General features: G+C 73.6%; 19 protein-coding genes. 12 read left to right on the forward strand and 7 right to left on the reverse strand.

The window, feature by feature from the left end; translation table 11 throughout:
• Window positions 1-2: 2 nt before the first annotated feature.
• Window positions 3-1,034, forward strand: a complete 1,032-nt coding sequence (locus tag HUT16_RS18245; RefSeq protein ID WP_176189218.1) for an alanine racemase — start codon at window positions 3-5, stop codon at window positions 1,032-1,034.
• A gap of 76 nt (window positions 1,035-1,110) precedes the next feature.
• Here the strand turns inward: HUT16_RS18245 and HUT16_RS18250 are convergent, their stop codons facing one another.
• Both HUT16_RS18250 and HUT16_RS18255 read right to left on the reverse strand, forming a co-directional pair.
• A complete protein-coding gene (locus HUT16_RS18250) occupies window positions 1,111-2,724 on the reverse strand; it encodes a glycosyltransferase family 87 protein (RefSeq protein WP_254897856.1) in 1,614 nt (537 codons plus the stop codon).
• Window positions 2,725-2,823: 99 nt separating this feature from the next.
• Entirely contained in the window at window positions 2,824-5,322 is a 2,499-nt protein-coding gene (locus tag HUT16_RS18255; RefSeq protein WP_254897857.1) for a transglycosylase domain-containing protein, read from the reverse strand.
• Between the two features lie 561 nt (window positions 5,323-5,883).
• On the opposite strand from HUT16_RS18255, the gene HUT16_RS18260 reads away from it, so the two are divergent.
• On the forward strand, window positions 5,884-6,546 hold the full coding sequence (locus HUT16_RS18260; RefSeq protein ID WP_176189219.1) for a PadR family transcriptional regulator: 663 nt from the start codon (window positions 5,884-5,886) through the stop codon (window positions 6,544-6,546).
• Between the two features lie 144 nt (window positions 6,547-6,690).
• Entirely contained in the window at window positions 6,691-7,773 is a 1,083-nt protein-coding gene (locus HUT16_RS18265) for an inositol-3-phosphate synthase (RefSeq protein ID WP_176189220.1), read from the forward strand.
• 123 nt (window positions 7,774-7,896) lie between these two features.
• Here HUT16_RS18265 and HUT16_RS37415 read toward each other — a convergent pair whose 3' ends face one another.
• Entirely contained in the window at window positions 7,897-8,667 is a 771-nt protein-coding gene (locus HUT16_RS37415) for a peptidoglycan-binding protein (protein ID WP_217712080.1), read from the reverse strand.
• Window positions 8,668-8,831: 164 nt separating this feature from the next.
• Here HUT16_RS37415 and HUT16_RS18275 point away from each other — a divergent pair, with 164 nt between their 5' ends.
• Both HUT16_RS18275 and HUT16_RS18280 read left to right on the forward strand, forming a co-directional pair.
• Window positions 8,832-10,133 (forward strand): MFS transporter, encoded by a 1,302-nt coding sequence (locus HUT16_RS18275; protein WP_176189221.1) that lies wholly within the window; start codon window positions 8,832-8,834, stop codon window positions 10,131-10,133.
• 62 nt (window positions 10,134-10,195) lie between these two features.
• Window positions 10,196-10,903, forward strand: a complete 708-nt coding sequence (locus HUT16_RS18280) for a hypothetical protein (RefSeq protein ID WP_176189222.1) — start codon at window positions 10,196-10,198, stop codon at window positions 10,901-10,903.
• 7 nt (window positions 10,904-10,910) lie between these two features.
• Here HUT16_RS18280 and HUT16_RS18285 read toward each other — a convergent pair whose 3' ends face one another.
• Complete coding sequence (locus HUT16_RS18285) at window positions 10,911-12,338, reverse strand: CCA tRNA nucleotidyltransferase (protein ID WP_176192737.1); 1,428 nt, start codon at window positions 12,336-12,338, stop codon at window positions 10,911-10,913.
• Window positions 12,339-12,633: 295 nt separating this feature from the next.
• Between HUT16_RS18285 and HUT16_RS18290 the strand changes: the two genes are divergently transcribed.
• The 7 genes from HUT16_RS18290 (at window position 12,634) to trxA (ending at window position 23,473) form a co-directional block, all read left to right on the forward strand.
• Window positions 12,634-14,967, forward strand: a complete 2,334-nt coding sequence (locus HUT16_RS18290; RefSeq protein ID WP_176189223.1) for a DUF6049 family protein — start codon at window positions 12,634-12,636, stop codon at window positions 14,965-14,967.
• A gap of 51 nt (window positions 14,968-15,018) precedes the next feature.
• Entirely contained in the window at window positions 15,019-17,538 is a 2,520-nt protein-coding gene (gene murJ, locus HUT16_RS18295; RefSeq protein ID WP_176189224.1) for a murein biosynthesis integral membrane protein MurJ, read from the forward strand.
• Between the two features lie 288 nt (window positions 17,539-17,826).
• Entirely contained in the window at window positions 17,827-20,052 is a 2,226-nt protein-coding gene (locus HUT16_RS18300; protein WP_176189225.1) for a protein kinase family protein, read from the forward strand.
• Between the two features lie 104 nt (window positions 20,053-20,156).
• Window positions 20,157-20,957 carry an RNA polymerase sigma factor SigM gene (sigM, locus tag HUT16_RS18305; protein WP_176189226.1) on the forward strand — a complete coding sequence of 267 codons (801 nt, stop codon included), beginning with the start codon at window positions 20,157-20,159 and terminating at the stop codon, window positions 20,955-20,957.
• A gap of 417 nt (window positions 20,958-21,374) precedes the next feature.
• On the forward strand, window positions 21,375-21,860 hold the full coding sequence (locus HUT16_RS18310) for a hypothetical protein (protein ID WP_176189227.1): 486 nt from the start codon (window positions 21,375-21,377) through the stop codon (window positions 21,858-21,860).
• Window positions 21,861-22,012: 152 nt separating this feature from the next.
• Window positions 22,013-22,981, forward strand: a complete 969-nt coding sequence (trxB, locus tag HUT16_RS18315) for a thioredoxin-disulfide reductase (protein ID WP_176189228.1) — start codon at window positions 22,013-22,015, stop codon at window positions 22,979-22,981.
• Window positions 22,982-23,146: 165 nt separating this feature from the next.
• Window positions 23,147-23,473 (forward strand): thioredoxin, encoded by a 327-nt coding sequence (trxA, locus tag HUT16_RS18320; RefSeq protein WP_033214191.1) that lies wholly within the window; start codon window positions 23,147-23,149, stop codon window positions 23,471-23,473.
• A 164-nt stretch (window positions 23,474-23,637) separates the two neighbouring features.
• Here trxA and HUT16_RS18325 read toward each other — a convergent pair whose 3' ends face one another.
• The 3 genes from HUT16_RS18325 to HUT16_RS18335 form a co-directional block, all read right to left on the reverse strand.
• Window positions 23,638-24,255 (reverse strand): GNAT family N-acetyltransferase, encoded by a 618-nt coding sequence (locus HUT16_RS18325; RefSeq protein WP_176189229.1) that lies wholly within the window; start codon window positions 24,253-24,255, stop codon window positions 23,638-23,640.
• Between the two features lie 119 nt (window positions 24,256-24,374).
• Window positions 24,375-25,433 (reverse strand): ParB/RepB/Spo0J family partition protein, encoded by a 1,059-nt coding sequence (locus HUT16_RS18330; protein WP_176189230.1) that lies wholly within the window; start codon window positions 25,431-25,433, stop codon window positions 24,375-24,377.
• Window positions 25,430-26,422 (reverse strand): ParA family protein, encoded by a 993-nt coding sequence (locus HUT16_RS18335; RefSeq protein ID WP_176189231.1) that lies wholly within the window; start codon window positions 26,420-26,422, stop codon window positions 25,430-25,432. The genes HUT16_RS18330 and HUT16_RS18335 overlap by 4 nt, the downstream gene beginning before the upstream one ends.
• Window positions 26,423-26,529: the final 107 nt, after the last annotated feature.

The following is a 26,529-nucleotide window of genomic DNA, read 5'->3' on the forward strand; positions in this document are numbered from 1 at the left end:
GCATGACCTTGACGATGTACGTGGACACCGGCCGCTGGCGGGCGCACCAGCGCGGACTGCTGGCCGAGTTCGCCGGCCTGGTCCCGGTCGCCAAGGGCAACGGCTACGGCTTCGGCAACGCCCGGCTGGCCGCCGAGGCCGCCCGGCTGGGCGTCCCGATGCTGGCGGTCGGCACCACCGACGAGGCGGCGGCGGTGGCCGGCGACTTCCCCGGCGACCTGCTGGTGCTCACCCCCTACCGGGCCGGCGAGCCCGAGGTGGAGCTGCCCGCGGGCCGGGTGGTGCGCACCGTCGCGCACGCCGAGGCGCTGGCCGCGCTGCCCGCCGGGAGCCGGGTCGTCATCGAGTGCATGACCTCGATGCGGCGGCACGGCGTCGCGGTCGGCGAGCTGCCCGGGCTGCCGGTGCGCCACCTGACCGTGGAGGGCTTCGCGCTGCACCTGCCGCTGGACCGGCCGGACGGGAGCGACCCGGTGGACGAGGTGGACCGGCTGGTCCGGGCGATCGGCGAGGCCGGGCTGCCCACCGGCACCGTCTACCTCAGCCACCTGTCCGCCAAGGACGGGCTGCGGCTGGCCGAACGGCACCCCGGCACCGGGTTCCGCTCCCGGATCGGCACCCGGCTGTGGCTCGGCGAGGTGGAGGCGCTGTCCTCCCGCGCCACCGTCCTGGACGTCACCCCGGTCGCCCGCGGCGAGCGCTACGGCTACCGGCAGCACAAGGCCCCTGCCGAGGGCCACCTGCTGGTCGCCACCGGCGGCACCGCGCACGGCGTCGGCCTGGAGGCGCCCAAGTACGTGCACGGGGTGCTGCCCCGGGCCAAGGGCCTGGCCCGGGCCGGCCTGGCCACCGTCAACCGGACGCTCTCGCCGTACTCCTGGCAGGGCAAGCAGCTGTGGTTCGCCGAGCCGCCGCACATGCAGGTGTCGATCCTGTTCCTGCCCGGCGAGCTGAAGCCGCCCGCGATCGGCGACGAGCTGACCCTGACCGTCCGCCACACCACCACCCACTTCGACCGGGTGGTCGAGCGCTAGGCCGCACCCGGAGGGGAACAGCGGGAGGGGCCCGTCCGGTGGACGGGCCCCTCCCGCTTCTCCGTGCGCGGCGCGGCTACTTGGCGGGCTCCGGCGCGGTGCCGAAGCCGGTGCCCGGCGCGGCCTCCGCCCCGGCGGTCCCGTCCTCGTCCCCGTCGCCGTCGCCGTCCAGCGGCTCCTTGCTCAGCCAGTCCTCGCGCGGGGCGTACGCGGCGTACGTCTCCTGCTCGCGCAGGGCCCGGGCGGAGCCGAGGACGAACCGGTCCGGGGCGCCGTCCAGCACGCCGCCGGAGGGGTCGTCGCTGCCGTCCCAGCGGACCGGGTCGTGCTCGGGGTGGAGGATGTCGCGGACCACCACGTAGCAGATGTACAGGGTGCCGACCAGGTGCAGGGCGACGGCGAAGTGGTACCACTCCTGGTCGATGCCGTGGTGCTTGGCGTCGCCGTTGTAGGCCAGGTACGACCAGACGCCGAGGAAGTACAGCACCTCGCAGGCCTGCCAGATCAGGAAGTCGCGCCAGCGCGGCCGGGCCAGCGCGGCCAGCGGGATCAGCCAGAGCACGTACTGCGGCGAGTAGACCTTGTTGGTCAGGATGAAGGCCGCCACCACCAGGAAGGCCAGCTGGGCGAAGCGCGGGCGGCGCGGGGCGCTGATCGCCAGCCAGCCGACGGCCAGGCAGCTGAGCACCAGCAGAACGGCGATCCAGGTGTTCAGGGTCTCCAGGTTCTTCCCGTCCCGGACGCCCTGCATCAGGATCAGCCAGAAGGAGCCGTAGTCCTCCTTGCGGGTCTGGCTGAAGCTGTAGAAGGTCAGCCAGCCCTTCCAGTTGGCCATCATGATCGGCAGGTTGACCACCAGCCAGGCGCCGACCGCACCGCCGAAGGCCTGGCCGAACTCCTTCCACTTGCCGGTCCGCAGGCAGAGCACCAGCAGCGGGCCGAGCAGCAGCACCGGGTAGAGCTTGGCGGCGGTCGCCAGACCGATGAACACGCCCGCCCAGACCGGCCGGGAGCCGGACCAGTAGGCCATCGCCACGGCGGCCAGGGCCACCGCCAGCAGGTCCCAGTTGATGGTGGCGTTCAGCGCCAGGGCCGGGGCCAGGGCGAACAGCAGCGCGTCCCACGGGCGGCGGCGCTGGGCGCGGGAGGTGGCGACCACCGCGACCACGGCGCAGATCATCAGCATTCCGGCGTTGACCATCCAGAACCACTGCTCACGGCTCATCAGGTCGCCGCTGTGGGTGGTCAGCCACGCCGCGACCTGCATGAACAGCCCGGTCAGCACCGGGTACTCCAGGTACTGCATGTCCGGCGAGCCCTGCGGGATCGGGTCCAGGTAGGGCGTCAGCCCGTCGGCAAAGCCGCGGCCGGAGAACAGGTGCGGGATGTCGCTGTAGCAGGCCTTGGTGTACTGGGTGGTGGCGCCGTGGAACCAGCCGTCGGCGTAGCACGGGGCCTTCTGGAACAGGCCCAGCACGTAGACCGCGATCACCGCCAGCGCGAGGAACTTGGCCGGCGTCCACCAGGACACTCCGAGCAGCGCCCGGCGGCCGGGCGGGCCGCCGAACAGCTCGCTGCCCGCCTCCGCGACCGGGTCCTCGTCCGCGGGCACCACCACGGTGTTGGGCAGCGGACCGTCGGCCTGCGCGGGGCCGGGCGGCGAGGTCTCGTCACGAAGGCTGGAGGTCATGGCGGACATACTGCCGCACGCTTCCGCGCAATCGAAGAGGGGCACGGGATCGCCCTCGCGATCCGTGCCCCTCTGCGGTGTTTGCGCCGGGATGCGGCGCTACTGGCCGGTGGTCCCGGCGGTGGTGCCGCCGTTCCTGCCGCCGCCGCCCCCGCCGGTGGCGCCGGAGCTCGGTGAGGGGCCCGTCCCGCCGTTGGTGGTCCCGCCGTTCGTCGTGCCGCCGTTGGTCGTCCCGCCGTTGGTGGTGCCGCCGTTGGCGCACAGGTCGAGCAGGCAGCTCGACGAGGCGCTGGGCGAGCTCGACGGCCGGCCGCTCGGGCGTCCGGTCGGGCGCTCGCTCTCGGTCGGCGACGGGTCGGCCGTCTCGGACGGCGGCTGCTCGCTCGGGGTGGCCGAGGACGAGGTGGAGGCCGAGGCGGACGCGGAGGCCGAGGCGGTGGCCGGGGCCCCGGAGGAGTCGACCTCCTCGCCCCAGGGGGTGGGGGCGGTGAAGTTGCGCGGGGTGCCCGGGCCGACGCTCTTCATGTAGCGGGTGAAGATGTCCGCCGGGTAGTCACCGCCGTGCACCTCCGGCTTGCCGCCGACGCCCCGCAGGTCGAGCCGCTCGTCCGGCTTGGTGCTGCCGTCGGCCTGCTTCTCCTTGGGGGTGACGTCCTCGCGCCACATGCCGACCGCGGTGGCCAGGCTCGGCGTGTAGCCGACGAACCAGGCCGAGACGCTGTCGTCGGTGGTGCCGGTCTTGCCCGCCACCGGGAAGCCCAGCTCGTTGGTCTTGCTGCCGGTGCCGTTCTTCGCCGCGTTCTGCAGCGCGTCGGTGATGTTGTCGGCGACCGCCGGGTCCAGCGCGGTCTTCGGGGTCGGCTTGGTGAAGTTCGGCAGCTCCTTGCCGTGGAACTTCAGCAGGCTCACCGAGTACGGGTCGACCTGCTGGCCGTGCGCCGCGAACACCGAGTAGACCGAGGCCATCCGGATCGCGCTCGGCGTCGAGGTGCCCAGCGGGAGGGTCAGCGTGTCGGCCCCCGCCAGGGTCTGCTTGCGCAGGCCGAGCTTCTCCGCCATGGCGACCACCTTGTCGCCGCCGACGTCCTGGCCGAGCTGCACGAACGGCACGTTGTACGACCACTGCATGGCCGTCCGCAGCGTCACGTACCCCTTGTTGCCCGGGTCGCTGTTCTTCTGGTGGTACGGCTGGCCGTCGTCGCCGATCGCCTTGCTGCCGTCGGCCTTGTAGATCTGCGCCATGTCGTCGGCCAGGTAGCGGGAACTGGTGTTGATCTTGGCCGGCTTGCCGTCCGGGCCGTTCTTGGTGAGGACGCCGTCCTCCATCGCGGCCGCCAGCACGATGGGCTTGAAGGTCGAGCCGACCAGCACCGAGCCGTCCGCGTTGTTGGTGTAGTGGCCGTTCTCGCTGCCCGGGCCGCCGTAGATGGCCACGATCGCACCGTCGTTGGGCACCACCGAGGCGGCGCCGACCTGGACGAACTTGTCCTTCTCCCGGCTGTCCGGCTTCAGGGTGGCCGCCGAGAAGTCGTCCACGGCCTTCTTCAGGGCGTCGACCTTGTCCTTCTGGAAGGTGGTGCGGATCTCGTAGCCGCCGCGGTCCAGGGCCGCCGTGGTGATGCTGGGGTCCTTGTTGGTCACGTACTGGTTGGCCATCTGGATCAGGTACGTGATCTCGCCGGTGGTCTTGGTGGCGGTCTTCACCTCGATCGGCTCGGGGAAGTCCTTGCACTTGGCCCGGTCGTCGGCGGACAGCACCTTGGTGGTGACCATCCGGTCCAGGATCCAGTTCCAGCGGGTGACCATGCGCTCGTGGTTGGCCTTGCTCAGGCTCGGGTCGAACAGGCCCGCGCCCTTCAGCAGGCCCGCCAGCATGGCGCCCTGGCAGACGTCGACCTTGCTGGCGTCGATGCCGTAGTACGCCTGCGCGGCGGCCTGGATGCCGGTCGCGCCGCGGCCGAACCAGCTGGTGTTCAGGTAGCCGGTGAGGATCTGGTCCTTGGTCTTCTCACCGTTGACCTTCAGGGTGATGAAGAATTCCTTGGCCTTGCGGGAGAGCGTCTGGTCCTGCGACAGGTAGACGTTCTTGACGTACTGCTGGGTGATGGTCGAGCCGCCCTGGGTCTCGCCGCCGGTGGCCATCTTGTAGACGGCGCGGGCGATGCCCTTGGGGTCGATGCCGGAGTCGGTCCGGAAGGTGTCGTTCTCGGCGGCTATGACCGCGTCCTGCGCCGGGCGGCTGATCTGCGAGAGCTCGACCAGCTGCTGGTTCTCGGTGCCGGTGCGGGCCATCTCGGTGCCGTCGGCCCAGTAGTAGACGTTGTTCTGGATCTGCAGCGGGACCTTCTCGTCCGGCACCTGGACCAGCGCGTAGGCCAGGCCCACCGCCGCCACGCTGCCGCCGAAGAAGACCAGGAACAGGCTCAGCACCTGCTTCCAGGACGGCAGCCAGCGCCGGAACCCGGACTTGCCGAACCGCGGGTAGTCGAGCCAGCGCTTCCGGCCCGGCTTGCCGTTGCGGCCGGAGCCGGCACCGGGACCGCGGCCGTTCGGCGGCCCGCCCGCGCTGCCGCCGCCCTTGCGGGACTGCTTGCGCATCTCCGCCCGGGTCGGCCGGGGCTGCTCCGCCGTCTCGCGCGCGGCCCGCCGACCGCCCTGGCCGGGAACCTGGCCGGGACGGCCGGACCGCTCCAGCCCGGGAGGCCCGCCGGCCGGTCCACCGGGCCCGCCCGGGCCGCCGCGGCCGTACTGGGGTGCGCCCTCGACCGGGCTTCCGTACGCATACGGCCGTCCGGGGTCGGGCCGCCGCGGTGGCTGCTGCTCGCCCCCGGGGTTGGCCGACCTGCGCCGGTGTTCGCTCATCTCTCCGCAGCTCCTCGGTCAGGGTGCACAGGCGAAAGAGTACGGCTCCCGAAAAACCACCTAATCGGGCATTGGAATCCAACCGGGACGAACTGACCGGGATTCATTACATGCCCGTTGCCCAGCGGCCTTGTGATCGTGGTTACGCGTGCCCCTCTTGCTCCTGCCGTGACCCAGGGTTACTGTTGCCGATATATCGAGCCGATACATCGGCGCGACACATCGGTTCGGCATACACTGCTGGACCGGTAGCCCGTGCCCGACGAGCAGGAACCCTCACGGAAGGAGGAAGGCGGCATGAGCCGACGCTCCGGCGTCCTCGAATTCGCCGTCCTCGGCCTGCTCCACGACGCGCCCATGCACGGCTACGAGCTGCGCAAGCGGCTCAACGTCCTGCTGGGCTCGTTCCGGGCCTTCTCGTACGGAACGCTCTACCCCTGCCTGAAGAGCCTGGTCGCCCAGGGCTTCCTGGTGGAGGACAACCCGGACGTCGAGTACGTCCCGGCGACCGCCCTGAACGGCAAGCGGTCGAAGATCGTCTACCGGCTCTCCCCGGAGGGCAAGCAGCGCTTCGAGGAGCTGCTCGCCGAATCCGGCCCGGAGGCGTGGGAGGACGAGCACTTCGGCGTCCGCTTCGCGTTCTTCGGCCAGACCGACCGGGCGGTCCGGATGCGCGTGCTGGAAGGCCGCCGCAGCCGGCTGGAGGAGCGGCTGGAGCGGATGCGCAGCTCCATCACCCGCACCCGCGAGCGCTTCGACGACTACACCCTCGAACTCCAGCGCCACGGCCTGGAGTCCGTGGAACGCGAGGTCCGCTGGCTCAACGAGCTGATCGAGACCGAGCGGGCCACCCGCACCGGACGCGGCACCGCGTCCCCCCACACTTCGGACGGCCGTGGTCCGGCCGCCGGGTCCTCCGACCCGCCCGGACCACCGTACGACCGCCCGGGGCGCTCCTAGCGGAGCGCTGCACCACCGCGCCGGCCCCGCCGCCCGCGGCGAGGCGTGGGCGCCCCGTGCGCCCGATCAGACAGTCAGAACAGATGTGGAACGAGGTTGCCGCCACAGCACGGCGGACCTCATGAGATTCAGGGAGCAACCGGAATGGGTTCGGTTCGCGTAGCCATCGTCGGCGTGGGCAACTGCGCCGCCTCGCTGGTGCAGGGTGTCGAGTACTACAAGGACGCCGACCCGGCCGGTAAGGTCCCCGGCCTGATGCACGTCCAGTTCGGCGACTACCACGTCAAGGACGTCGAGTTCGTCGCCGCGTTCGACGTGGACGCCAAGAAGGTCGGCTTCGACCTGGCCGACGCCATCGGCAACAGCGAGAACAACACCATCAAGATCTGCGACGTGCCGCCGACCGGCGTCACCGTGCAGCGCGGCCACACCCTCGACGGCCTGGGCAAGTACTACCGCGAGACCATCGAGGAGTCCGACGAGGCCCCGGCCGACGTCGTGCAGATCCTCAAGGACCGCCAGGTCGACGTCCTCGTCTGCTACCTGCCGGTCGGCTCCGAGTCCGCCGCCAAGTTCTACGCCCAGTGCGCCATCGACGCCAAGGTCGCCTTCGTGAACGCCCTCCCGGTGTTCATCGCCGGCACCAAGGAGTGGGCCGACAAGTTCACCGAGGCCGGTGTCCCGATCGTCGGCGACGACATCAAGTCGCAGGTCGGCGCCACCATCACGCACCGCGTGATGGCGAAGCTCTTCGAGGACCGCGGTGTCATCCTCGAGCGCACCATGCAGCTGAACGTCGGCGGCAACATGGACTTCAAGAACATGCTCGAGCGCGAGCGCCTGGAGTCCAAGAAGATCTCCAAGACCCAGGCCGTCACCTCCCAGATCCGCGACCGCGAGCTGGGCGCCAAGAACGTCCACATCGGCCCGTCCGACTACGTCGCGTGGCTCGACGACCGCAAGTGGGCGTACGTCCGCCTCGAGGGCCGCGCGTTCGGCGACGTCCCGCTGAACCTCGAGTACAAGCTCGAGGTCTGGGACTCCCCGAACTCGGCCGGTGTCATCATCGACGCCGTGCGCGCCGCGAAGATCGCCAAGGACCGCGGCATCGGCGGCCCGATCCTCTCCGCGTCCTCGTACTTCATGAAGTCCCCGCCGGTGCAGTACTTCGACGACGAGGCCAAGGAGAACGTCGAGAAGTTCATCCGCGGCGAGGTCGAGCGCTGAGCGCAGCGAAGCCTGCTCGCTGTGTGGGCTGAGCGCTGAGCGCAGCGAAGCCTGCTCGCTGTGTGGGCTGAGTGACCTTCCGGAGGGCCGTCCCGTCTCGTGCGGGGCGGCCCTCCGGCGTGTTCAGGACCAGGCGGCGGCCCAGGTGGCCGGGCCGACCACGCCGTCCACGGCGAGTCCGTGGCGCTGCTGGAAGGCCCGGCAGACTCCGGCGGAGGACGGCCCGTACCAGCCGTCCGCGCTGATCGACCAGCCCCGGGCGGCCAGCCGCCGCTGCCACATCAGCACGTCGTCGCCGTGCAGCATGGGCGTCCGCACCCGCAGGTACCGCCCCGGCCAGCGCGGCGGCGCGGACGGCGGGGTGGTCGCCTGCCCCGACGTCCGGGCGGCCGGCACCCCGCCGAGCGCCGGGTCCGCCGACACCGTCCCCTCCGGGAAGGCCGGCACCCCGTACCCGTACGGCGAACCGGGGCCGCGCCGGGGCCGGGACTTGCGGTAGACCCCGTCGCCCTCGGTGGAGCCGCTGTCGTTGGTGTTGCCCTCCACCGTGGTGATGGTGTCGGCGTCGTAGGCGACCACGACGCCGGTGTGGGCGCCGCCGTCCGGGCCGAGGTAGAAGGGGCCGCCGAGCACGGGGTACTCCGTCCAGCGGCCGTGGTCGCGCCACCAGGCGACGGCGGCGAGGCAGGAGGCGGTCATCGGCCAGAGGCCGTCCATGCCGGACCGGTGGGCGGCCCAGGCCTCGAAGGTGGCGCACCAGGGTTGGCCGTCGGACCATTCGAGCCCGGGGGTCTCGGTGCTGTAGCGCTGGTGGTTGTTCCAGCTGCCGTCGGGGTCGCGGCCTTCGTGGCGGCCGACCTCGCCGAGCAGCAGGGCGGTGAACTCGTCCCTCATGGGAGCCTCCCGTCGTCCGAGGTGGTTGTTCCCTCCCCGGGGGCTCAACGAGCCCGCGACGGGCCGGTCATCGGTGGTGCGGAAGCACACGGGGGGCGTTCGTTCGCCGGAAGTCGGTGAATGTTTCACGTGAAACCGGATCGGCCTCGTGGCACCCTTGGCGGGTGATCACCGAACGGCCCCCGCAGGAGGCCACCCTGTTCGGCCTGCTGCTCGGGCTGCTGCGCGGCCCCGGCTTCCGGCGGCTGCTGACGGTCAGGCTGTTCTCCCAGCTGTCGGACGGGGTGTTCCAGGCCTCGCTGGCCGCCTACGCGCTCTTCTCCCCGGACAAGCAGTCCTCCCCCGCCGAGATCGCCGCCGCGCTGGCGGTGGTGACGCTGCCGTTCTCGGCGATCGGCCCGTTCACCGGCGTGATGCTGGACCGCTGGCGGCGGCGGCAGGTGCTGCTGACGGGCAATCTGGTCCGCTGCGGGCTCTGCCTGCTGACCGCGCTGCTGCTGGTGGTCGGGGTGCCGCGCTGGGTGTTCTACACGGCGGCGCTGCTGGTGATGGGCATCAACCGGTTCATCCTGGCCGGTCTCTCGGCCTCGCTGCCCCGGGTGGTGGAGCCGTCCGCGCTGGTCACCGCCAACGCGGTGTCGCCGACCCTGGGCGCGGTGGTGGCGGCGGGCGGCGGCGGCCTCGGCCTCGCGGTGGGGCTGCTGGCGTCCGGTTCGAACGGCAACGCGCTGACGGTGGCGCTGTCCGCGCTGCTGTACCTGGTGGCCGCGCTGGCCGTGCGGCCGATCGCGCCGGACGAGCTGGGCCCCGACCTGCGCCGCGAACTGCCGCCGCTGCGGCAGGCGCTGGCGACCGCGTGGCACGACCTGCTGGCCGGTCTGCGGCACCTGCTGCGGGAGTGCCGTCCGGCGGTGCGGGCGCTGGCCGCGGTGAGCCTGGCCAAGTTCTGCTACGGCGTGCTGACCGTGGTGGTGCTGATGCTGTGCCGGTACACCTTCAACCGGGCCGACGACCTCGACGGCGGCCTGGCCACCCTGGGCCTGGCGGTCGGCCTGTCCGCGGTGGGCTTCTTCCTGGCCGCGGCGGTCAGCCCGTGGGCCACCCGCAGGTTCGGCCTGCACGGCTGGATGACGCTCTGCCTGGCCGGGTCGGCGGTGTTCGTCCCGGCGCTCGGCCTGACCTTCCGGGAGGTCCCGGCGATGGCGGCGGCGCTGCTGCTGGGCGTGGTCACCCAGGGCACCAAGATCTGCGCCGACACGCTGGTGCAGGAGTCGGTGGAGGACGAGTACCGCGGCCGGGTGTTCGCGATCTACGACGTCCTGGTGAACGTCGCGTTCGTCGCCGCGGCCGCCGCCACCGCGCTGGTCCTGCCGCTGGACGGCCGCTCGGTGCCGGTGATGGTGGGCCTGTCGGTGCTGTACGCGGCCGGGGCGGTGCTGTACTTCCGGGCGTCCCGGCGCCCCTGACGGCGGGTCGGCCGCTAGGGTACGTGGGCGCACGGCAACCCAACCGACGCCAGGGGGATCAGATGAGCACACCGCCGCCGCCGGGGCCCTACGGCCAGCCCGACCCGTACGGCCGGCCCGGCCAGCAGCCGCCGCCACCGGCGTACGGCGGCCCGTCCGGCTACGCCCAGCCGCAGCCGTCCGGCTACGGGCAGCCGCCGCAGCAGCCGTACGGCCAGCAGCCCCCGGCGTACGGCCAGCAGCCCCCGTCCGGCTACGCCCAGCCGCCCGCGTACGGCCAGCAGCCGCCGGCGCCCGGTTACGGCCAGCCGCCGCAGCAGCCCTACGGCCAGCCGCCCGCGTACGGCCAACCGCCCGTCGGGGAAGGGCAGTTGCCCGCCTGGGGGCAGGAGCCGCCGAAGGCGCCGTCCAAGCCGGTCAGCCGGGGCGCGAAGATCCGCGGGGCCGCGCTGGGCCTGGGGCTGATCGGCGCGGTGGTCGGCGGCCTGTGGGGGTTCGCCGCGCTGACCGGTGCCGGCGACAGCGGCCCGAAGGTCGGGGAGTGCCTGGACGCCAAGCACAAGGAGGTGTCCTGCAGCGCGTCGGGCGCCGCCTGGAAGGTGCAGTACCGCGAGTCCGGGCGGAGCACCCCGACGCTCAACTGCGGCAAGGACCACCCGGGGACGACGCCGTACGACGGCCAGTACCGGTCGAAGAAGCGGACCTACCGGTACCGGCTGTGCCTGGCCCCGGCCGCCGCCGCGCCCGCGCCGTCCCTCAGCAAGGGCTGAGCGGGCGTCAGTCCTGCGGCTGCTCCGCCCACCAGGCGCGCAGCGCGGCCACCGCCTCCTCGTGCGCCATCGGGCCGTGCTCCAGGCGCAGTTCGAGCAGGTGCTTGTAGGCCCGGCCGACCGCCGGGCCGGGGCTCAGGCCGAGCAGCCGCATGATCTCGTTGCCGTCCAGCGCGGGCCGGATCGCGTCCAGCTCCTCCTGCGCCTGGAGGACGCCGATCCGCTCCTCCAGCGAGTCGTAGGTGCGGGCCAGCGCGGCGGCCTTGCGCTTGTTGCGGGTGGTGCAGTCGGAGCGGGTCAGCTTGTGCAGCCGGGACAGCAGCGGGCCGGCGTCGGTGACGTAGCGGCGCACCGCGGAGTCGGTCCACTCGCCGCCGCCGTAGCCGTGGAAGCGCAGGTGCAGCTCGACCAGCCGGGACACCTCGTTGACCAGCTCGTTGGAGTACTTGAGCTCGCGCATCCGTTTGCGGGTCATCTTGGCGCCGACCACCTCGTGGTGGTGGAAGGAGACCCGGCCGTCGGACTCGAAGCGGCGGGTGCGCGGCTTGCCGATGTCGTGCAGCAGCGCGGCCAGCCGCAGCACCAGGTCGGGGCCCTCGGTCTCCAGCGCGATCGCCTGCTCCAGCACGGTCAGCGAGTGCTCGTAGACGTCCTTGTGCCGGTGGTGCTCGTCGCTCTCCAGGCGCAGCGCCGGGAGCTCGGGCAGCACGTGGTCGGCCAGGCCGGTGTCGACCAGCAGCCGCAGGCCCTTGACCGGGTGTTCGGCGAGCAGCAGCTTGTTCAGCTCGGCCTGGACGCGCTCGGCGGAGACGATGGCGATCCGCTCGGCCATCGCGGTCATCGCGGCGACCACCTCGGGGGCCGGCTCGAAGTCCAGCTGGGCGGCGAAGCGGGCGGCGCGCATCATCCGCAGCGGGTCGTCGGAGAAGGACTCCTCGGGAGTGGCGGGGGTGCGCAGCACCCGGGCCTCCAGGTCCTCCAGGCCGTGGTGCGGGTCGACGAACCGCCGACCGGGCAGGTCGACGGCCATCGCGTTGACGGTGAAGTCGCGGCGGACGAGGTCCTGCTCGATCGAGTCGCCGTAGCTGACCTCGGGCTTGCGCGAGCTGCGGTCGTAGGCCTCGCTGCGGTAGGTGGTGATCTCGATCAGGAAGGAGCCTTCGGGCGTGTCCTTGCGGGCGCCGACGGTGCCGAACGCGATGCCCACGTCCCAGACCGCGTCGGCCCAGCCCTTGACCAGCTTGAGGATCTGCTGCGGTCGGGCGTCGGTGGTGAAGTCGAGGTCGTTGCCGAGCCGGCCCAGCAGGGCGTCCCGGACCGACCCGCCGACCAGCGACAGCCGGTGGCCGGCCTCCTGGAAGCGGCGGGCGATCTCGTCGGCGACCGGGGAGACCCGCAGCAGCTCCTGCAGACCGAGGGTCTGCGCCTCGGTCAGCCCCGGCAGGACGGACCGGTCGGCGGAGCTGGAATGATTGGTGCTGGACGCATTGGCAGTGGACACGGCTCACAAGGGTACGTGCCCGGCCTGCTCCGCCGCCCTCCCGTTTCCCGCCGCAGGACCCGGTCCGGCGGCTTCCGGGCCGGTCCGGCAGCCCCCGGGCCGCAACACTGCGGGCCGGACGGCATCGTTACCATGCCGGATGGACGCTCCTCGGCCGAGGACCGCCCGACCGGGACGGTCGCGGCGGTGCGTGGAGTGATCGAGACGATCGGGAACGGCGAGGACGCGCGTGGACGAGCGGACCGGGCGGAACGCGGCGGTGGCGGCGCGCCGCGGACGGTGGAGGGGCCTGCTGGCCAGGGGGTCCGCCGCGCTGCTCGCGAGCGGGCTGGTCGGCGTCCTGGGCGCCGCTCCGGCCGCCGCCGCACCGGCCGCCGCGGCGGACTACCCGGCCGTGGTGGAGATCGACACCGTGGCGCCGCAGGTCGCGCACGAGAACGACACCGTGACGATCACCGGCAAGGTGGTCAACTCGGGTCCGACGAAGCTCAAGTCGCCGACGGTCAAGGTGCGCCAGCCGCAGGCCCGGCCGATGAAGACCCGCAGCGACATCGCGCTGACCGAGTCGCGGACCACCCCGAGCACCCTGGACGGCCTGGCGCTGGACGACCCGGTCGACGAGGTCGGCGACCTGGACCCGGGGCAGAGCCGGGACTTCACCCTGGCGGTGAAGGTGTCCGCGCTGAAGGTCAGGGACACCGGCCCGTACGAGCTGGCGGTGGACGTCTGGGGCAGCACCGGCGGCGAGTCGTCCCACCCGCTGGGCATCGCCCGGACCTACCTGCCCTACCAGGGCCGGGACACCGCCCAGCCCTCGCAGCTGGCGGTGGTCTGGCCGCTGACCCACGCGCCGGTGCTGGTCGCCCAGACCATGGCGGACACCAACCAGACGCCGGTGCTGCGCGACGACGGCCTGGCCGCGGAGCTGACCGGTGACGGGCGGCTGAACCAGCTGGTCCAGATCGGCTCCACCATGCAGGGGCTGACCTGGGCGATCGACCCGAACCTGCTGGACACCGTGTACGCGATGACCAAGCCGTACCGGGTCCAGAAGCCGGGCACCTCCGGCGAGTCCGCGAGCGAGGAGAACACCGTCCCGGGCACCGGGCGCGACGCGGCGACGGCCTGGCTGTCGAAGCTGCGCGAGGCGCTGACCGCCCCGGGCAACGAGGTGGTGTCGCTGCCGTACGCCGACCCCGACCTGGCCTCGATCGCGCACAACGGCGCCGGGCTGAACGGCATGGAGAACGCGCTGCGCAAGGCGGTGACGGCCGGGCAGATCACCACCGAGGCCAGGCTCTCGGTGGACGCCAGGTCGGACGTGGCCTGGCCGTACCTGGGCGTGCTGGACCAGCGCACCGCGGCGGTGGCGGGCGCGGCGGGCGGACGGCTGCTGCTGGTCGACGGCTCGTCGCTGCCGGAGTCCGACAAGCTGCCCTACACGCCGGGCGCGGCCCGTCCGGTCGGCAACGGGCAGACCGCGGTGGTCTCCGACCCGGCGCTGGCCGCGATGTTCCAGCAGGACCTGGGCACCGAGAGCCGCCGCACCCTGACCGAGCAGCACTTCCTGGCCGAGACGATGGCGATCGCCCACCAGGAGCCGGAGCACCCGCGCGGCCTGCTGGTGCTGCCGCCCCGCACGCTGACCGTCGGCACCGCGCAGGCGCTGCACGACTCGGTGCAGAAGGCCGCGGAGGGCGGCTGGGCGGCCGCGGCGACGCTGGAGAAGGTCGCCGGGATGGCCCCGGACAAGGCCGCGAACACCTCCGTCCCGGAGTCGTACCCGGCCGGGGCGACGGCGGGCGAGCTGTCCACCGCCGAGCTGTCGGCGACCATGCAGCTCCAGGACGGCGTGGACCAGCTGATGATGGTCCTCACCCAGCCGGAGCGGGTGCGCGGCCCGTTCAGCGCCGCGATGGTGCGCTCGATGTCCACCCAGTGGCGCGACCAGCCGAAGGCCGGCGCCGAGTACCGGCTCGGGGTGCGCACCTACCTGGACAACCTGAAGGCCGCGGTCCGGGTGGTCCAGAAGACCGTGGTGACCCTGCCGGGCGACAACGCGACGATGCTGGTCAGCGTGAAGAACGGGCTGACCCAGGCGGTCGGCAACCTGGAGCTGCGGCTCACCTCGACCCAGGCGAACCGGCTGCGGATCGACTACCCGATCCAGTCGGTGGTGCTGGACGCCGGCACCAACTCCTCGCTCCGCTTCCCGGTCGAGGCGCAGGTCAACGGCCCGGTCCGGGTCACCGCGCAGCTGTGGACCACCGGCCCGAACGCCCGGCCCTACGGCGAGGCGATGGAGTTCACCGTCGACGTCACCTCGGTGGCCAGCGGCGTGATGTACGTGATCGCCGGCGGCACCGTGCTGATGGTGCTCGCCGGGGTGCGGTTCTCCCTGCAGCGCAAGAAGCGGCGGGCGGCCGGCGAGGTGGACGAGGACCCGGACCGCCCGATCGGGGACCGGGCCGGGGCGGACGCCGGACGGCCGTCCGACGCGGACCCCTCGTCCGCGGCGGATGACGCGGATCGGGTCTCCGGTGATGAGAAGGTGGATCACTAGGCCGCCCCACCCCCCGGGCGCCCATCCCCCTCTCTGACGTGGATTGGTGGCATGAACGAGCGGAGCGAGCGAGCAACCCAGGACCAGGGCGGCCGGCCCCGGGAGCGCGCGGGCGGCCCCCGGTCCGCCGCCCCCGCGGAACCGGCCGCCGACTGGTACGTCGCCGACACCTACGCCCACGACCCGTACGCCGCGGAGGCGTTCGGCAGCGCGGACCCGTACGGCGCGATCGACCTGCCGGGCGCGGGGCCCGACGAGACGGACACCCCGGAGGCCTCGGCCGCGGTGCCGGGCCAGCCCGGCCACCCGGGCGAGGCCACCCTGCAGCTGACCGCCCCGGCGCCGCGCTGGGCGTCGATCGCCGCCGAGGTCGCGGCGGAGGCGGAGGCACCCGTCCAGGAGGGGCCCGTGCAGGAGGGACCCGTGCAGGAGGCCGCGCAGACGCAGCGGGCGGCGGAGCCGGAGGAGGCCGAAGAGGAGGCGGAGGAGGCGGAGGACGCCGCCGGGGTCGCGCCGGGGAGGCCCGCCGGGCCGCCCCGCTGGGAGGTCCCGGTCGAGCCCGAGCCCGTCGAGGACTACGTCGGGGTGGACACCCTGCTGTCGAGGACGGCCGCCGACTCCACCGAGGAGCCCGGGACCGCGGGGCCCGAGGAGCCCGCGGACGAGGGCGGGGACGCCTCCGGGAGCAAGGCCGAGAACGGGGAGGGCGACGGCGGGGTGCGGGCCGCGCCCGGCCCGCGCCCGTACGTGCCGCCGATCGAGTTCGACCCGCCGCTGTCCGAGGAGGAGGCGGTGATGCGGGCCGACGCGGCCGTGCTGGAGGCCGACGCGGCCGCCGCCCCCGTGCCCGGCGGCCCGCCGGCGCCCGCCCCGGCACCCGCCGACACCGACGCCCCCGCCGGTACCGGGGGCGGCGGAGGGGGCGCGGCCAGGGTCGCCGGGCTGCTGAACTCCAGCGCCGTGATGGCGGCCGGCACCCTGGTCTCCCGGGGCACCGGCTTCCTGCGCACCATGGTGATCGCCGCCGCGATCGGCGTGGCCTCGATGGGCGACTCGTACAACGCCGCCAACACGCTGCCCACCCTGCTGTACATCCTGATCGGCGGCGGCGCGCTGAACGCGGTGTTCGTGCCGCAGCTGGTGCGCAGCATGAAGAACGACGAGGACGGCGGCACCGCCTACGCGAACCGGCTGCTCACCCTGGTGGTGACCGGCCTGGCGGGCGTGGTGTTCGTCGCGGTGCTGGCCGCGCCGGTGCTGGTGCAGCTGATCTCGCACGCGCTGATGCGCGACCGGGCGAGCGCCGACACCACGGTGGCGCTGGCCCGCTACTGCCTGCCGACCATCTTCTTCATGGGCGTGCACGTGGTGATGGGCCAGATCCTCAACGCCCGCGGCCGGTTCGGCGCGATGATGTGGACGCCGGTCCTGAACAACGTCGTGGTGATCTTCACCTTCGTGATGTACATCGCGGTGTACGGCACCTTCCAGCACACCGAGGTCACCCCGCAGTCGATCTCCCCGGAGGGCGTCCGGCTGCTGGGCATCGGCACCATGCTGGGCCTGGCCGTGCAGGCGCTGTCGATGATCCCGTACCTGCGGGCGGCGGGCTTCTCGTTCCGGCCCCGGTTCGACTGGCGCGGCCACGGCCTGGGCAAGGCCGCCCGGCTCGCCAAGTGGACCTTCCTGTTCGTGCTGGCCAACCAGGCCGGCTTCCTGGTCGTCACCCAGCTGGCCACCGCCTCCGGCAAGGCCGCCGAGCAGGACGGCCACCTCGGCGTCGGCCTGGCCGCCTACTCCAACGCGCTGCTGATCTGGCAGCTGCCGATGGCGGTGATCACCGTCTCGGTGATGAGCGCGGTGCTCCCCCGGCTCTCCCGGGCCGCCGCCGACCAGGACTCCGGCGCCGTCCGCGACGACCTCTCCTACGGCCTGCGCACCTCGGCGGTGGCGATCGTCCCGGCCGCGTTCCTGTTCCTGTCGCTGGGCCCGGTGATCGGCTCCTCGATCTACGGCCTGGGCAACGGCGGCGCGGTCGCCCACGGCACCACCGCGGTCGGCTACATGCTCTCCGCGTTCGCCCTCGGCCTGATCCCGTACTCGGTGCAGTACGTGCTGCTGCGCGGCTTCTACGCGTACGAGGACACCCGCACGCCGTTCTCCAACACCGTCTGGGTGGCGCTCACCCAGGCCGCCACCGCGGTGCTGTGCTGGCTGGTGCTGCCCGCGCAGTGGGCGGTCACCGGCATGGCGCTGGGCTACGGCCTGTCCTACGCGGTCGGCGTGTTCGTCGCGGTGCCCAAGCTGAAGGCGAAGGTCGGCGGCCTGGACACCGCCCGGATCACCAAGACCTACGTCCGGCTGGCCATCGCCTCGCTGCCCGCCGCCGCCGTCGGCCTGGCCCTGGAGCTGCTCGCCCTGCAGGTGCTGGACGGCTGGATCGGCAACGTGCTGACGCTGCTGGTCGCGGCCGGTGCGCAGCTCGCGGTCTTCCTGGTGCTGGCGCGGAAGATGCGCATCGAGGAACTGAGCGCACTCACCGGAATGGTCCGCAGGAGGCTCGGCCGCTGAACGACCCGTCGGCACCGGATTGACGCGACGTCAACCCGGACGAGGACGAACCGTCGGATCCTCAGTACGCTTCTCCTGGGCCGGAGTCGGGGAACACCCCCGGTTCCGGCCCATTCGTCTGCTGTTCCGCCGGATGTGGGCAACCGGGCAACCTCCCGCCACCCCCAGAGGTCGTACCTGGTGTGCGGAAGTGGGCACAATTGACCCTGCACGGCCGACCACCCCGGCAACGGGGACGTCGACCGTCCTGGGATGGACCGGGGCGACACAAGGGGAGGCAGGACCACGGTGGCTGACGGCACCAAGGCGATCGTCGACACGTCCGAGACGGACGGGGCGGCGACCGAGGCCGCGCCGACGACGGGCGCGGAGCGCGAGGCCGGCTCCGACCACGGGTCCGACCGCGGCTCCGAGCGCGGCCGGGCCGCCAAGGGCCCGGCGAAGGGCTCCCCGAACGGCTCCACGAGCGGTTCGGCGAACGGCTCTCCGAACGGCTCCGCGAACGGTTCGGCGAAGGCGGCCAGGAACGGGGCGAAGAGCACCGGCCGGAGCAACGGCAAGGGCACCGCCAAGGCGGACCCGAAGACCACCCCGCTGCGCGCGGCGCGCCCGAAGCCCGCCCCGGCTCCGGCCCCGGCTCCGGCCGCCGCGAACGCCCCGCGGCCCCGCCGGGCCCCGGCCGCCCCGGCCGCCCCCGTCCCGGACGCCCCGGCCGCCCCCGTCCCGGACGCCCCGGACACCCCCGTCCCGGACGCCGCCGGGGACGGCGCGTCGGGCCTGCCCCCCGAGGTCACCGCCCCGCTCTCCGCCCAGGAGATCGACGCCGAGCTCGCCGCCCAGGGCGCCCGCCCCGACCGCCCCTCCCGCAGCCGCGGGGTGCGCCGCCCGCTGCCGCCGGTCGAGCCGTCCGAGCCCGCCCCGGCCACCAGCACCGAGACCCTGGACGCCGACACCGCCACCCTGCCGACCGTGCTGCCCGCCCCGAAGCGGCACAGCGGCGACAAGATCGGCGCCCGCTACCGGCTGGAGGAGTGCATCTCCGAGTCGGAGACCTTCACCAGCTGGCGGGCCGTCGACGAGAAGCTCCGCCGCGCCGTCGGCGTCCACCTGCTGGCGGCCGGCCACCGGCGCGCCAAGTCGGTGCTCACCGCCGCCCGGAGCGCCGCCCTGCTCGGCGACCCGCGCTTCGTCCAGGTGCTGGACGCGGTGCAGGAGGGCGAGCTGGTCTACGTCATCCGCGAGTGGCTGCCCGGCGCGCGCGACCTCGGCGGGCTGCTGTCGGACGGCCCGATGGAGCCCTACGACGCGTACCAGATGGTCCGCCAGGTCACCGACGCCATCGCCGCCGCCCACGAGCGCGGCCAGGCGCACCTGCGGCTCACCCCCAAGTGCGTGCTGCGCACCGACGGCGGCCAGTACCGGATCAACGGCATCGCGGTGGACGCGGCGCTGCGCGGGCTGCCCGCCGAGGACGCCGAGCTGACCGACGTCCGGGCGATCGGCGCACTGCTGTACGCCGCGCTCACCCACCGCTGGCCCTACCCGGAGGACCGCTACGACCTCCAGGGCCTGCCCAAGGGGCTCGGCTGCGTCCCCCCGGACCAGGTCCGGGCGGGCGTCCACAAGGGCCTGGCGGAGCTCGCCGCGCGCATCCTGTGCGAGCAGCCCCCGAACCACAAGGAGCCGATCACCAGCCCCGCCGAGCTGGCCGCGGCGATCGGCCGGATGCCGCGGATCCGGCAGCCCGAGCAGCCCGCCCCGCCGGCGCTGCGCGCTCTGCCCGCCGCCCGGCCGCGCTACGCGAGCACCGCGCAGACCCAGGTGATCCCGCGCACCGAGCCCGCGCCCGCCCCGGCCCCCGCGCCGCACCCGCGCACCCGCCGCGGGCTGCGCCGCCTGCTCAAGTGGACCGCCTCGCTGGTCGCGCTCTCCGCGGTGGCGGTCGGCTCCTGGCAGCTGGCCCAGTACGTCAACGCCCGCCAGGACAAGCCCGACAGCAGCCAGACCGCCCCGGCGCCCGCCCCGTCCGGCTCGGCCCCCGCCGCCGCCACCGGCGAGAAGATCGCCATCACCACGCTCTCGCCGTTCAACGCCTTCGGCGACAACAAGAGCGAGCACTTCAGCGAGCTGCCGAACGCCACCGACGGCAACCCGGCCACCGCCTGGACCACCCAGCGCTACAACGACCAGTTCGGCGCCTACCGCCCCGGCACCGGCCTGCTGATCGACCTCGGCTCGGCCCGCCGGGTCGGCTCGGTGGACGTCCAGTTCCTCGGCGACACCAAGGCCGAACTGAAGGCCGCGCCCACCGGCACCACCACCCAGCCCAGCTCCGACGAGGCCGGCTTCCGCAGCTTCGGCGCCTCGATCGCGGCCGACTCCGGCAGCAAGGTCACCCTCAAGCCGGGCAGCCCGGTCACCACCCGGTACCTGCTGCTCTGGCTGACCGGCGTCCCGGTCGGCGACGACGGCGGCTTCCGCGGCAAGGTCGCCGAGGTCCAGGTCAACGGCTAGGCACCCCGCTTCCTCCCGAACACCCCTTGATCCGCTCCGGCGCATCCCCAACGATGTGACCCAGGGCCGCCGGAGCGGACGGCCGAACCGCAAGGAGGGGGCGGATGGCCGAGGAGCCCACCGACGCCGAGCTGCTCGCCCGGCACGCAGCGGGTGACCCGGACGCCTTCGGGCTGCTGGTGCACCGTCACCGGGACCGCCTGTGGGCGGTCGCGGTGCGCACCCTCGGCGACCGCGAGGAGGCCGCCGACGCCCTGCAGGACGCCCTGGTCTCCGCGTTCCGGGCCGCCGCCGGGTTCCAGGGCCGCTCGGCGGTCACCACCTGGCTGCACCGGATCGTGGTCAACGCCTGCCTGGACCGGGCCCGTCGCGGCGCGGTCCGCCGGGCCGAGTCGCTCGACCACCGTCCGGACGGCACCGCCGAGCGCGCGCTCGGCCCGGCCGAGGACGCCGAGCACCACGCGGTGCGGGCCGAGACCCGCCGCGAGGTGGCCGACGCGCTGGCCGAACTGCCCGCCGAGCAGCGGGCCGCGCTGGTGCTGGTCGACATGCAGGGCTACCCGGTGGCCGAGGCCGCCGAGGTGCTCGGCGTCCCGGTCGGCACCGTGAAGAGCCGCTGCGCCCGCGGCCGGGCCCGGCTGCTGCCGCTGCTGCGCCACCTCGGGCCGGGCCGTGTTCCACGTGGAACCGAGCCGCCCCCCGTTCCACGTGGAACACCGACCGACCCGGGCGCCGTTCCACGTGGAACGTCCGCGGACGCCCGGCCCGCCGTTCCCCGTGGAACCGGGCCGGACCCGGGCGGGACCGCCCCGCCCGCGCCCCGGAGCGGGAACCCGAACCCGCCCTCCCCCGTCCCACCCACGGATCCCTCGCCCGCGCTGGAAGGAGATGCGACCCCGCGATGACGCCGCACCCGCCTTCCGGCCACCCCGGCCCGGACGCCCTCGCCGACCTCGCCGAGGACCTGCTGCCGCCCGAGCAGGCCGCGCCGCTGCGCGCGCACCTGGCCGACTGCCCGTCCTGCGCCGAGGACTTCGCCGCCCTGTGCGGCCTCCCGGAGCTGCTCGCCGACACCCCCGCGCCCGCCATGCCGCAGGACGTCGCGGACCGGCTGACGGCCGCGCTGGCCACCGAGTCCGCCGCCCGCGCCGAGACCCGGCCGGCGCACCCCGCTCCCCTGTCCACCGCACAAGCCGCCCCGGCCGCCCCGCACCGCACCGGCGCCCCGGCGGGCGCCGTCCGCCGCCACCGGCCCCGGCCGTCCGCCGCACCGGCGGCGGCGCGACGGACGGCTGCTGCTGGCCACCGCGGCCGTCGCGGTGGTGGCGCTCGCCGTGGGGCTGGGCGGCTCGCTGCTCGACCGCGACGGCGGCGGGAGCAGCAGCGCCGCCAAGTACACCGCCGACGCGGCCGCCGGCTCCCCGACCGCCGGGGACCGCGGCGGCGACTCGGCGGCCCCCCACCAGGTCGCCCCGGGCGGCGGCGCCGAGGACGCCGGCCCGGACTTCACCGCCGCCCTGCTCCCCGGGCAGGTCCGGGAGTTGATGCACCGGAACGCGCCGGAGCAGCTCGGCCCGGACACCCCGTCCGGGACGGGCGCCACCGGGCTCCCGTCCTGCGTCCTGGCCGCCACCGGGCACCCGGGCGAGCAGCCGGCCGCCACCGGCTCCGGCCGCTACCGGGGCCGTCCGGTGCTGGCCCTGGTGTTCCGCCCGCCCGGCGGCGACGGCCCGCTGGACGTCTACCTGGCCACCCCGGACTGCCCCGGTTCGACGATCCTGCTGCACAGCGCCGTACCGGCCCCCTGATTCCTCGCCCGGCCGGGCCCACCGCGCCCGGAGTGCGGGCGGTGGGTGCGGCCGGGCCTGGGAATGCGGGAGACTGGTGAGTCGTTGTCCGGGGCGGCGGAGCAGACCGCCCTCCCCGCGCGAGCGGGACGCCAGGCGAACCAGGAGAAGCAGTGAGCGACGTCCGTAACGTGATCATCATCGGTTCCGGCCCGTCCGGGTACACCGCTGCGCTCTACACCGCGCGCGCCTCCCTGAAGCCGCTGGTGTTCGAGGGCGCGGTCACGGCCGGCGGCGCCCTGATGAACACCACCGAGGTGGAGAACTTCCCGGGCTACCGCGACGGCATCATGGGCCCCGAGCTGATGGACAACATGCGTGCCCAGGCCGAGCGCTTCGGCGCCGAGCTGGTCCCGGACGACGTCGTCGCCGTCGACCTCACCGGCGAGATCAAGACCGTCACCGACTCCGAGGGCACCGTGCACCGCGCCCGCGCCGTGATCGTCGCGACCGGCTCGCAGCACCGCAAGCTCGGCCTCCCGAACGAGGACAAGCTCTCCGGCCGCGGCGTCTCCTGGTGCGCGACCTGCGACGGCTTCTTCTTCCGCGACCAGGACATCGCGGTGGTCGGCGGCGGCGACACCGCCCTGGAGGAGGCCACCTTCCTGTCCCGCTTCGCCCGCAGCGTCACCGTCGTCCACCGCCGGGGCTCGCTGCGCGCCTCCAAGGCGATGCAGGAGCGCGCCTTCGCCGACCCGAAGATCACCTTCGCCTGGGACAGCGCGGTCGAGGAGATCCACGGGGACCCGAAGCTCTCCGGCGTGACCCTGCGCGACACCAACACCGGTGACCTGCGCGAGCTGCCCGTCACCGGCCTGTTCATCGCGATCGGCCACGACCCGCGCACCGAGCTGTTCAAGGGCCAGCTCGACCTGGACGCCGAGGGCTACCTCAAGGTGGAGGCCCCCTCCACCCGCACCAACGTGCCCGGCGTCTTCGCCGCCGGCGACGTGGTGGACCACACCTACCGCCAGGCCATCACCGCCGCCGGCACCGGCTGCTCCGCCGCGCTGGACGCCGAGCGGTACCTGGCCGCGCTGGCCGACGCCGACGAGGCCCCGGCCGCCGTCGTCGCGGTCTGACGCACCCGCCGCAGCACCGCCCGCGGCCCCCGCGCACCCGCCCGCTTCCCGGCGACCGCGACGGACCTGACCCACCGGCAGGTCCGTCCGGGCGGAGGCAGAAACAGATCCGCCCCCGCCGTTGTTATCCCTGACGTACCTCTCCTCCGACCCCAAGGAGTTCCCGTGGCCGGCGCCACCAAGGAAGTAACCGACGCCACCTTCGACGCCGAGGTGCTCAAGAGCGACAAGCCCGTCCTCGTCGACTTCTGGGCCACCTGGTGCGGCCCGTGCCGCCAGGTCGCCCCGGTCCTGGAGGACATCGCGGCCGAGCACGCCGACAAGCTGACCGTGGTCAAGCTCGACGTGGACGCCAACCAGGAGACCGCCGCGGCGTACAACGTGATCTCCATCCCGACGCTGAACGTCTACAAGGGCGGCGAGCTGGTGAAGACCATCACCGGTGCCCGCCCGAAGGCCGCGCTGCTGCGCGAGCTCGCCGAGTACCTGTAGGCCCGACCACCCCGCGGCGGCCCGGACGGCACCCCCGTCCGGGCCGCCGCGGCGTTCCCGGCGCCCTCCACCGGCGCTCCGGCGGCTTCGCCGAGAAGCCCTCAGCGCGGCGGCGGCTCCCGCGCGCGGGCCGCCCCGGAGCGGAGAACGGCTCCCTCGGAACGTCAGAACGGCCGCAGCGCCGGCTCCTTGCGCCCGCCGCCGAGCAGCCGCTCCAAGGCGCCCTCCACGTCGCCCCGCCAGGAGAGCGTGGTGCGCGCCTCCAACCGCAGCCGCGGGTACCTGTGGTGCGGGCGGACGGTCTTGAAGCCCACCGCCAGCAGGTGGTCGGCGGGCAGTACGCAGCTCGGCACCTCCCGCCCCTGCGCGCCGAACGCCTCGATCGCCCGGAAGCCGCGCCGGATCAGGTCCTTGGCCACCGACTGCACCAGCACCCGTCCCAGGCCCTGCCCCTGGAAGTCCGGCAGCACCCGGGACACCATCAGCTGCACCGCGTCCGGCGAGATCGGGCTGGTCGGGAAGGACTGCCCGCGCGGCACGTAGGCGGGCGGGGCGTAGAGCACGAACCCGGCCGGGCGGTCGTCCACGTAGGCGACCCGCCCGCAGGACCCCCACTCCAGCAGCACCGCGGAGATCCACCCCTCCTTCTCCAACTCCCCCTTGCCGGCGTCCTGCGCGTCCCGCCCGCTGACCGGGTCGAGCTCCCAGAAGACGCAGGAGCGGCAGGTGTTCGGCAGATCAGCGAGGTTGTCCAGCGTCAGCGGAACGACCCTCCGTCCCACGCCCGCACCTCCTCCTCCAGGCGGAAACCCTCCTGCCCCCAGTCTGCTCCGCCCAACGGAACGGGTGCACGTTTCACGTGAAACATGCACCCGTCGGTCCGCGGTCCGGGGCTGCCGGATCAGGACAGCGGCAGCCCCCGCTCGCCCGGGGCCAGACTGTCCAGGATCCGGTTCAGGTCCTCGACCGAACCGAACTCCAGTACCACCTTGCCCTTGCCGAGCTTGCCGTCGCGCTGCGAGACCTCGACCTTGACCCTGGTCTCGAAGCGGTCCGAGAGCCGCCCGGCCAGCTCCTCGAAGGCCGGGGTGGGCAGCGGGTCGGCGCGCGGGGCGCGCTTCTTCGGCTCGACGCCGGCCATCAGCTTGGCGATCTCCTCGGTGGCCCGCACCGAGAGCAGCTCGGCCACCACCCGCGCGGCCAGCTTCTCCTGCCGCTCGGCGTCCGGCACCATCAGGATCGCCTTGGCGTGCCCGGCGGTGACCTCCCCCGCCGCCACCTTCAGCTGCACCGACACCGGCAGCTTCATCAGCCGCAGCGTGTTGGAGACGTGCGGCCGGGACTTGCCCACCCGGTCGGCCAACTCGTCGTGCGTGCAGCCGAAGTCGCGCAGCAGCTGGTCGTAGGCCGCGGCCTCCTCCAGCGCGTTCAGCTCGGCCCGGTGCAGGTTCTCCAGCAGCGCGTCCAGCAGCAGCTTGTCGTCGTCGGTGGCCCGGACGATCGCCGGGATGACGTCGAGACCGGCCTCCCGGGAGGCCCGCCAGCGGCGCTCGCCCATGATCAGCTCGTAGCCGTCGGGCCCGGTCTGACGGACCACCACGGGCTGCAGCAGGCCGACCTCCCTGATCGAGGAGACCAGCTCGGCGAGCTTCACCTCGTCGAACACCTCGCGCGGCTGGCGCGGGTTGGGCCGGATCGACTCCAGCGGCAGCTCAGCGAACCGGGCGCCGTTCACCGGGGTCAGCGCCGCCTCCAGGACGCTGCGGCGCTGGTCTCCGGCCAGCTCCCGCAGGCTCTCCGCGGCGGCCTTGGCCGCCACCGTGCCGCGGTCGGTCGGCACCACCGGCGCCACCGCGACGGTCCCGGCCGACTCGGCCGGAGCTCCACCTACGGCCGCCGGCTGGGTCGCCGGGATCAGCGCCCCCAGACCCCTGCCCAGACCCCTGCGCGTGCCACTCACCGCTTGCCCTCCATCGAACTGTGCTGTGCCGTCGGCGCGGACGTCTCCCCGCCGCTCTGCGACGGAACGACCGCCGCGCCCGCCCGGTGCCGCCCGACCGTCGACTTGGCGACCTCGGCCCGCAGCGCCAGCTCGCGCGCCGCCTCCAGGTAGGAGAGCGCGCCGGTGGAACCCGGGTCGTAGCTCAGCACGGTCTGCCCGTAGCTGGGGGCCTCGGAGATGCGCACCGACCGCGGGATGGCGGTGGCCAGCACCTCCTTCTCGAAGTGCGTCCGCACCTCCTCGGCGACCTGCGCGGCCAGCCTGGTCCGGGCGTCGTACATGGTGAGCAGGATGGTCGACACGTGCAGCGAGGGGTTCAGGTGCGCCCGCACCAGTTCCACGTTGCGCAGCAGCTGGCCAAGGCCCTCCAGCGCGTAGTACTCGCACTGGATCGGGATCAGCACCTCCTGGCCGGCCACCATCGCGTTGACGGTCAGCAGCCCCAGCGAGGGCGGGCAGTCGATCAGCACGTAGTCCAGCGGCTGCTCGTAGGCGGCGATGGCGCGCTGCAGCCGGCTCTCCCGGGCGACCAGCGAGACCAGCTCGATCTCGGCGCCCGCCAGGTCGATGGTGGCCGGGCAGCAGAACAGCCCCTCCACGTCGACCACCGGCTGCACCACGTCGGCCAGCGGCTTGCCCTCGACCAGCACGTCGTAGATGGACGGCACCTCGGCGTGGTGGTCGATGCCGAGCGCGGTCGAGGCGTTGCCCTGCGGGTCGAGGTCGATGACCAGCACGCGCAGGCCGTGCATGGCCAGCCCGGCGGCCAGGTTGACGGTGGTGGTGGTCTTGCCCACCCCGCCCTTCTGGTTGGCGACCACCATGACCCGGGTCGCGGCGGGCCGGGGCAGCGCCTCCCCGGCGTGCCCGACGGCCGGGACGGCGGTGTGCGCGGCCCGGGCGACGGGGGTGTCATCCACCTGATCGACGATCTCCGACTCCTGCATGGGGGTCAGTGTTTCACGTGAAACCGGGGCCGCGACAGTCACGTCCGGGTGACGGTCCGGGGTCCGATTGAGTCCTTGATCAAGTACGCCGGAGAGCAGGAAGCGAC

Source organism: Kitasatospora sp. NA04385, assembly GCF_013364235.1.
In the GTDB taxonomy this organism is placed as follows: Bacteria; Actinomycetota; Actinomycetes; order Streptomycetales; family Streptomycetaceae; genus Kitasatospora.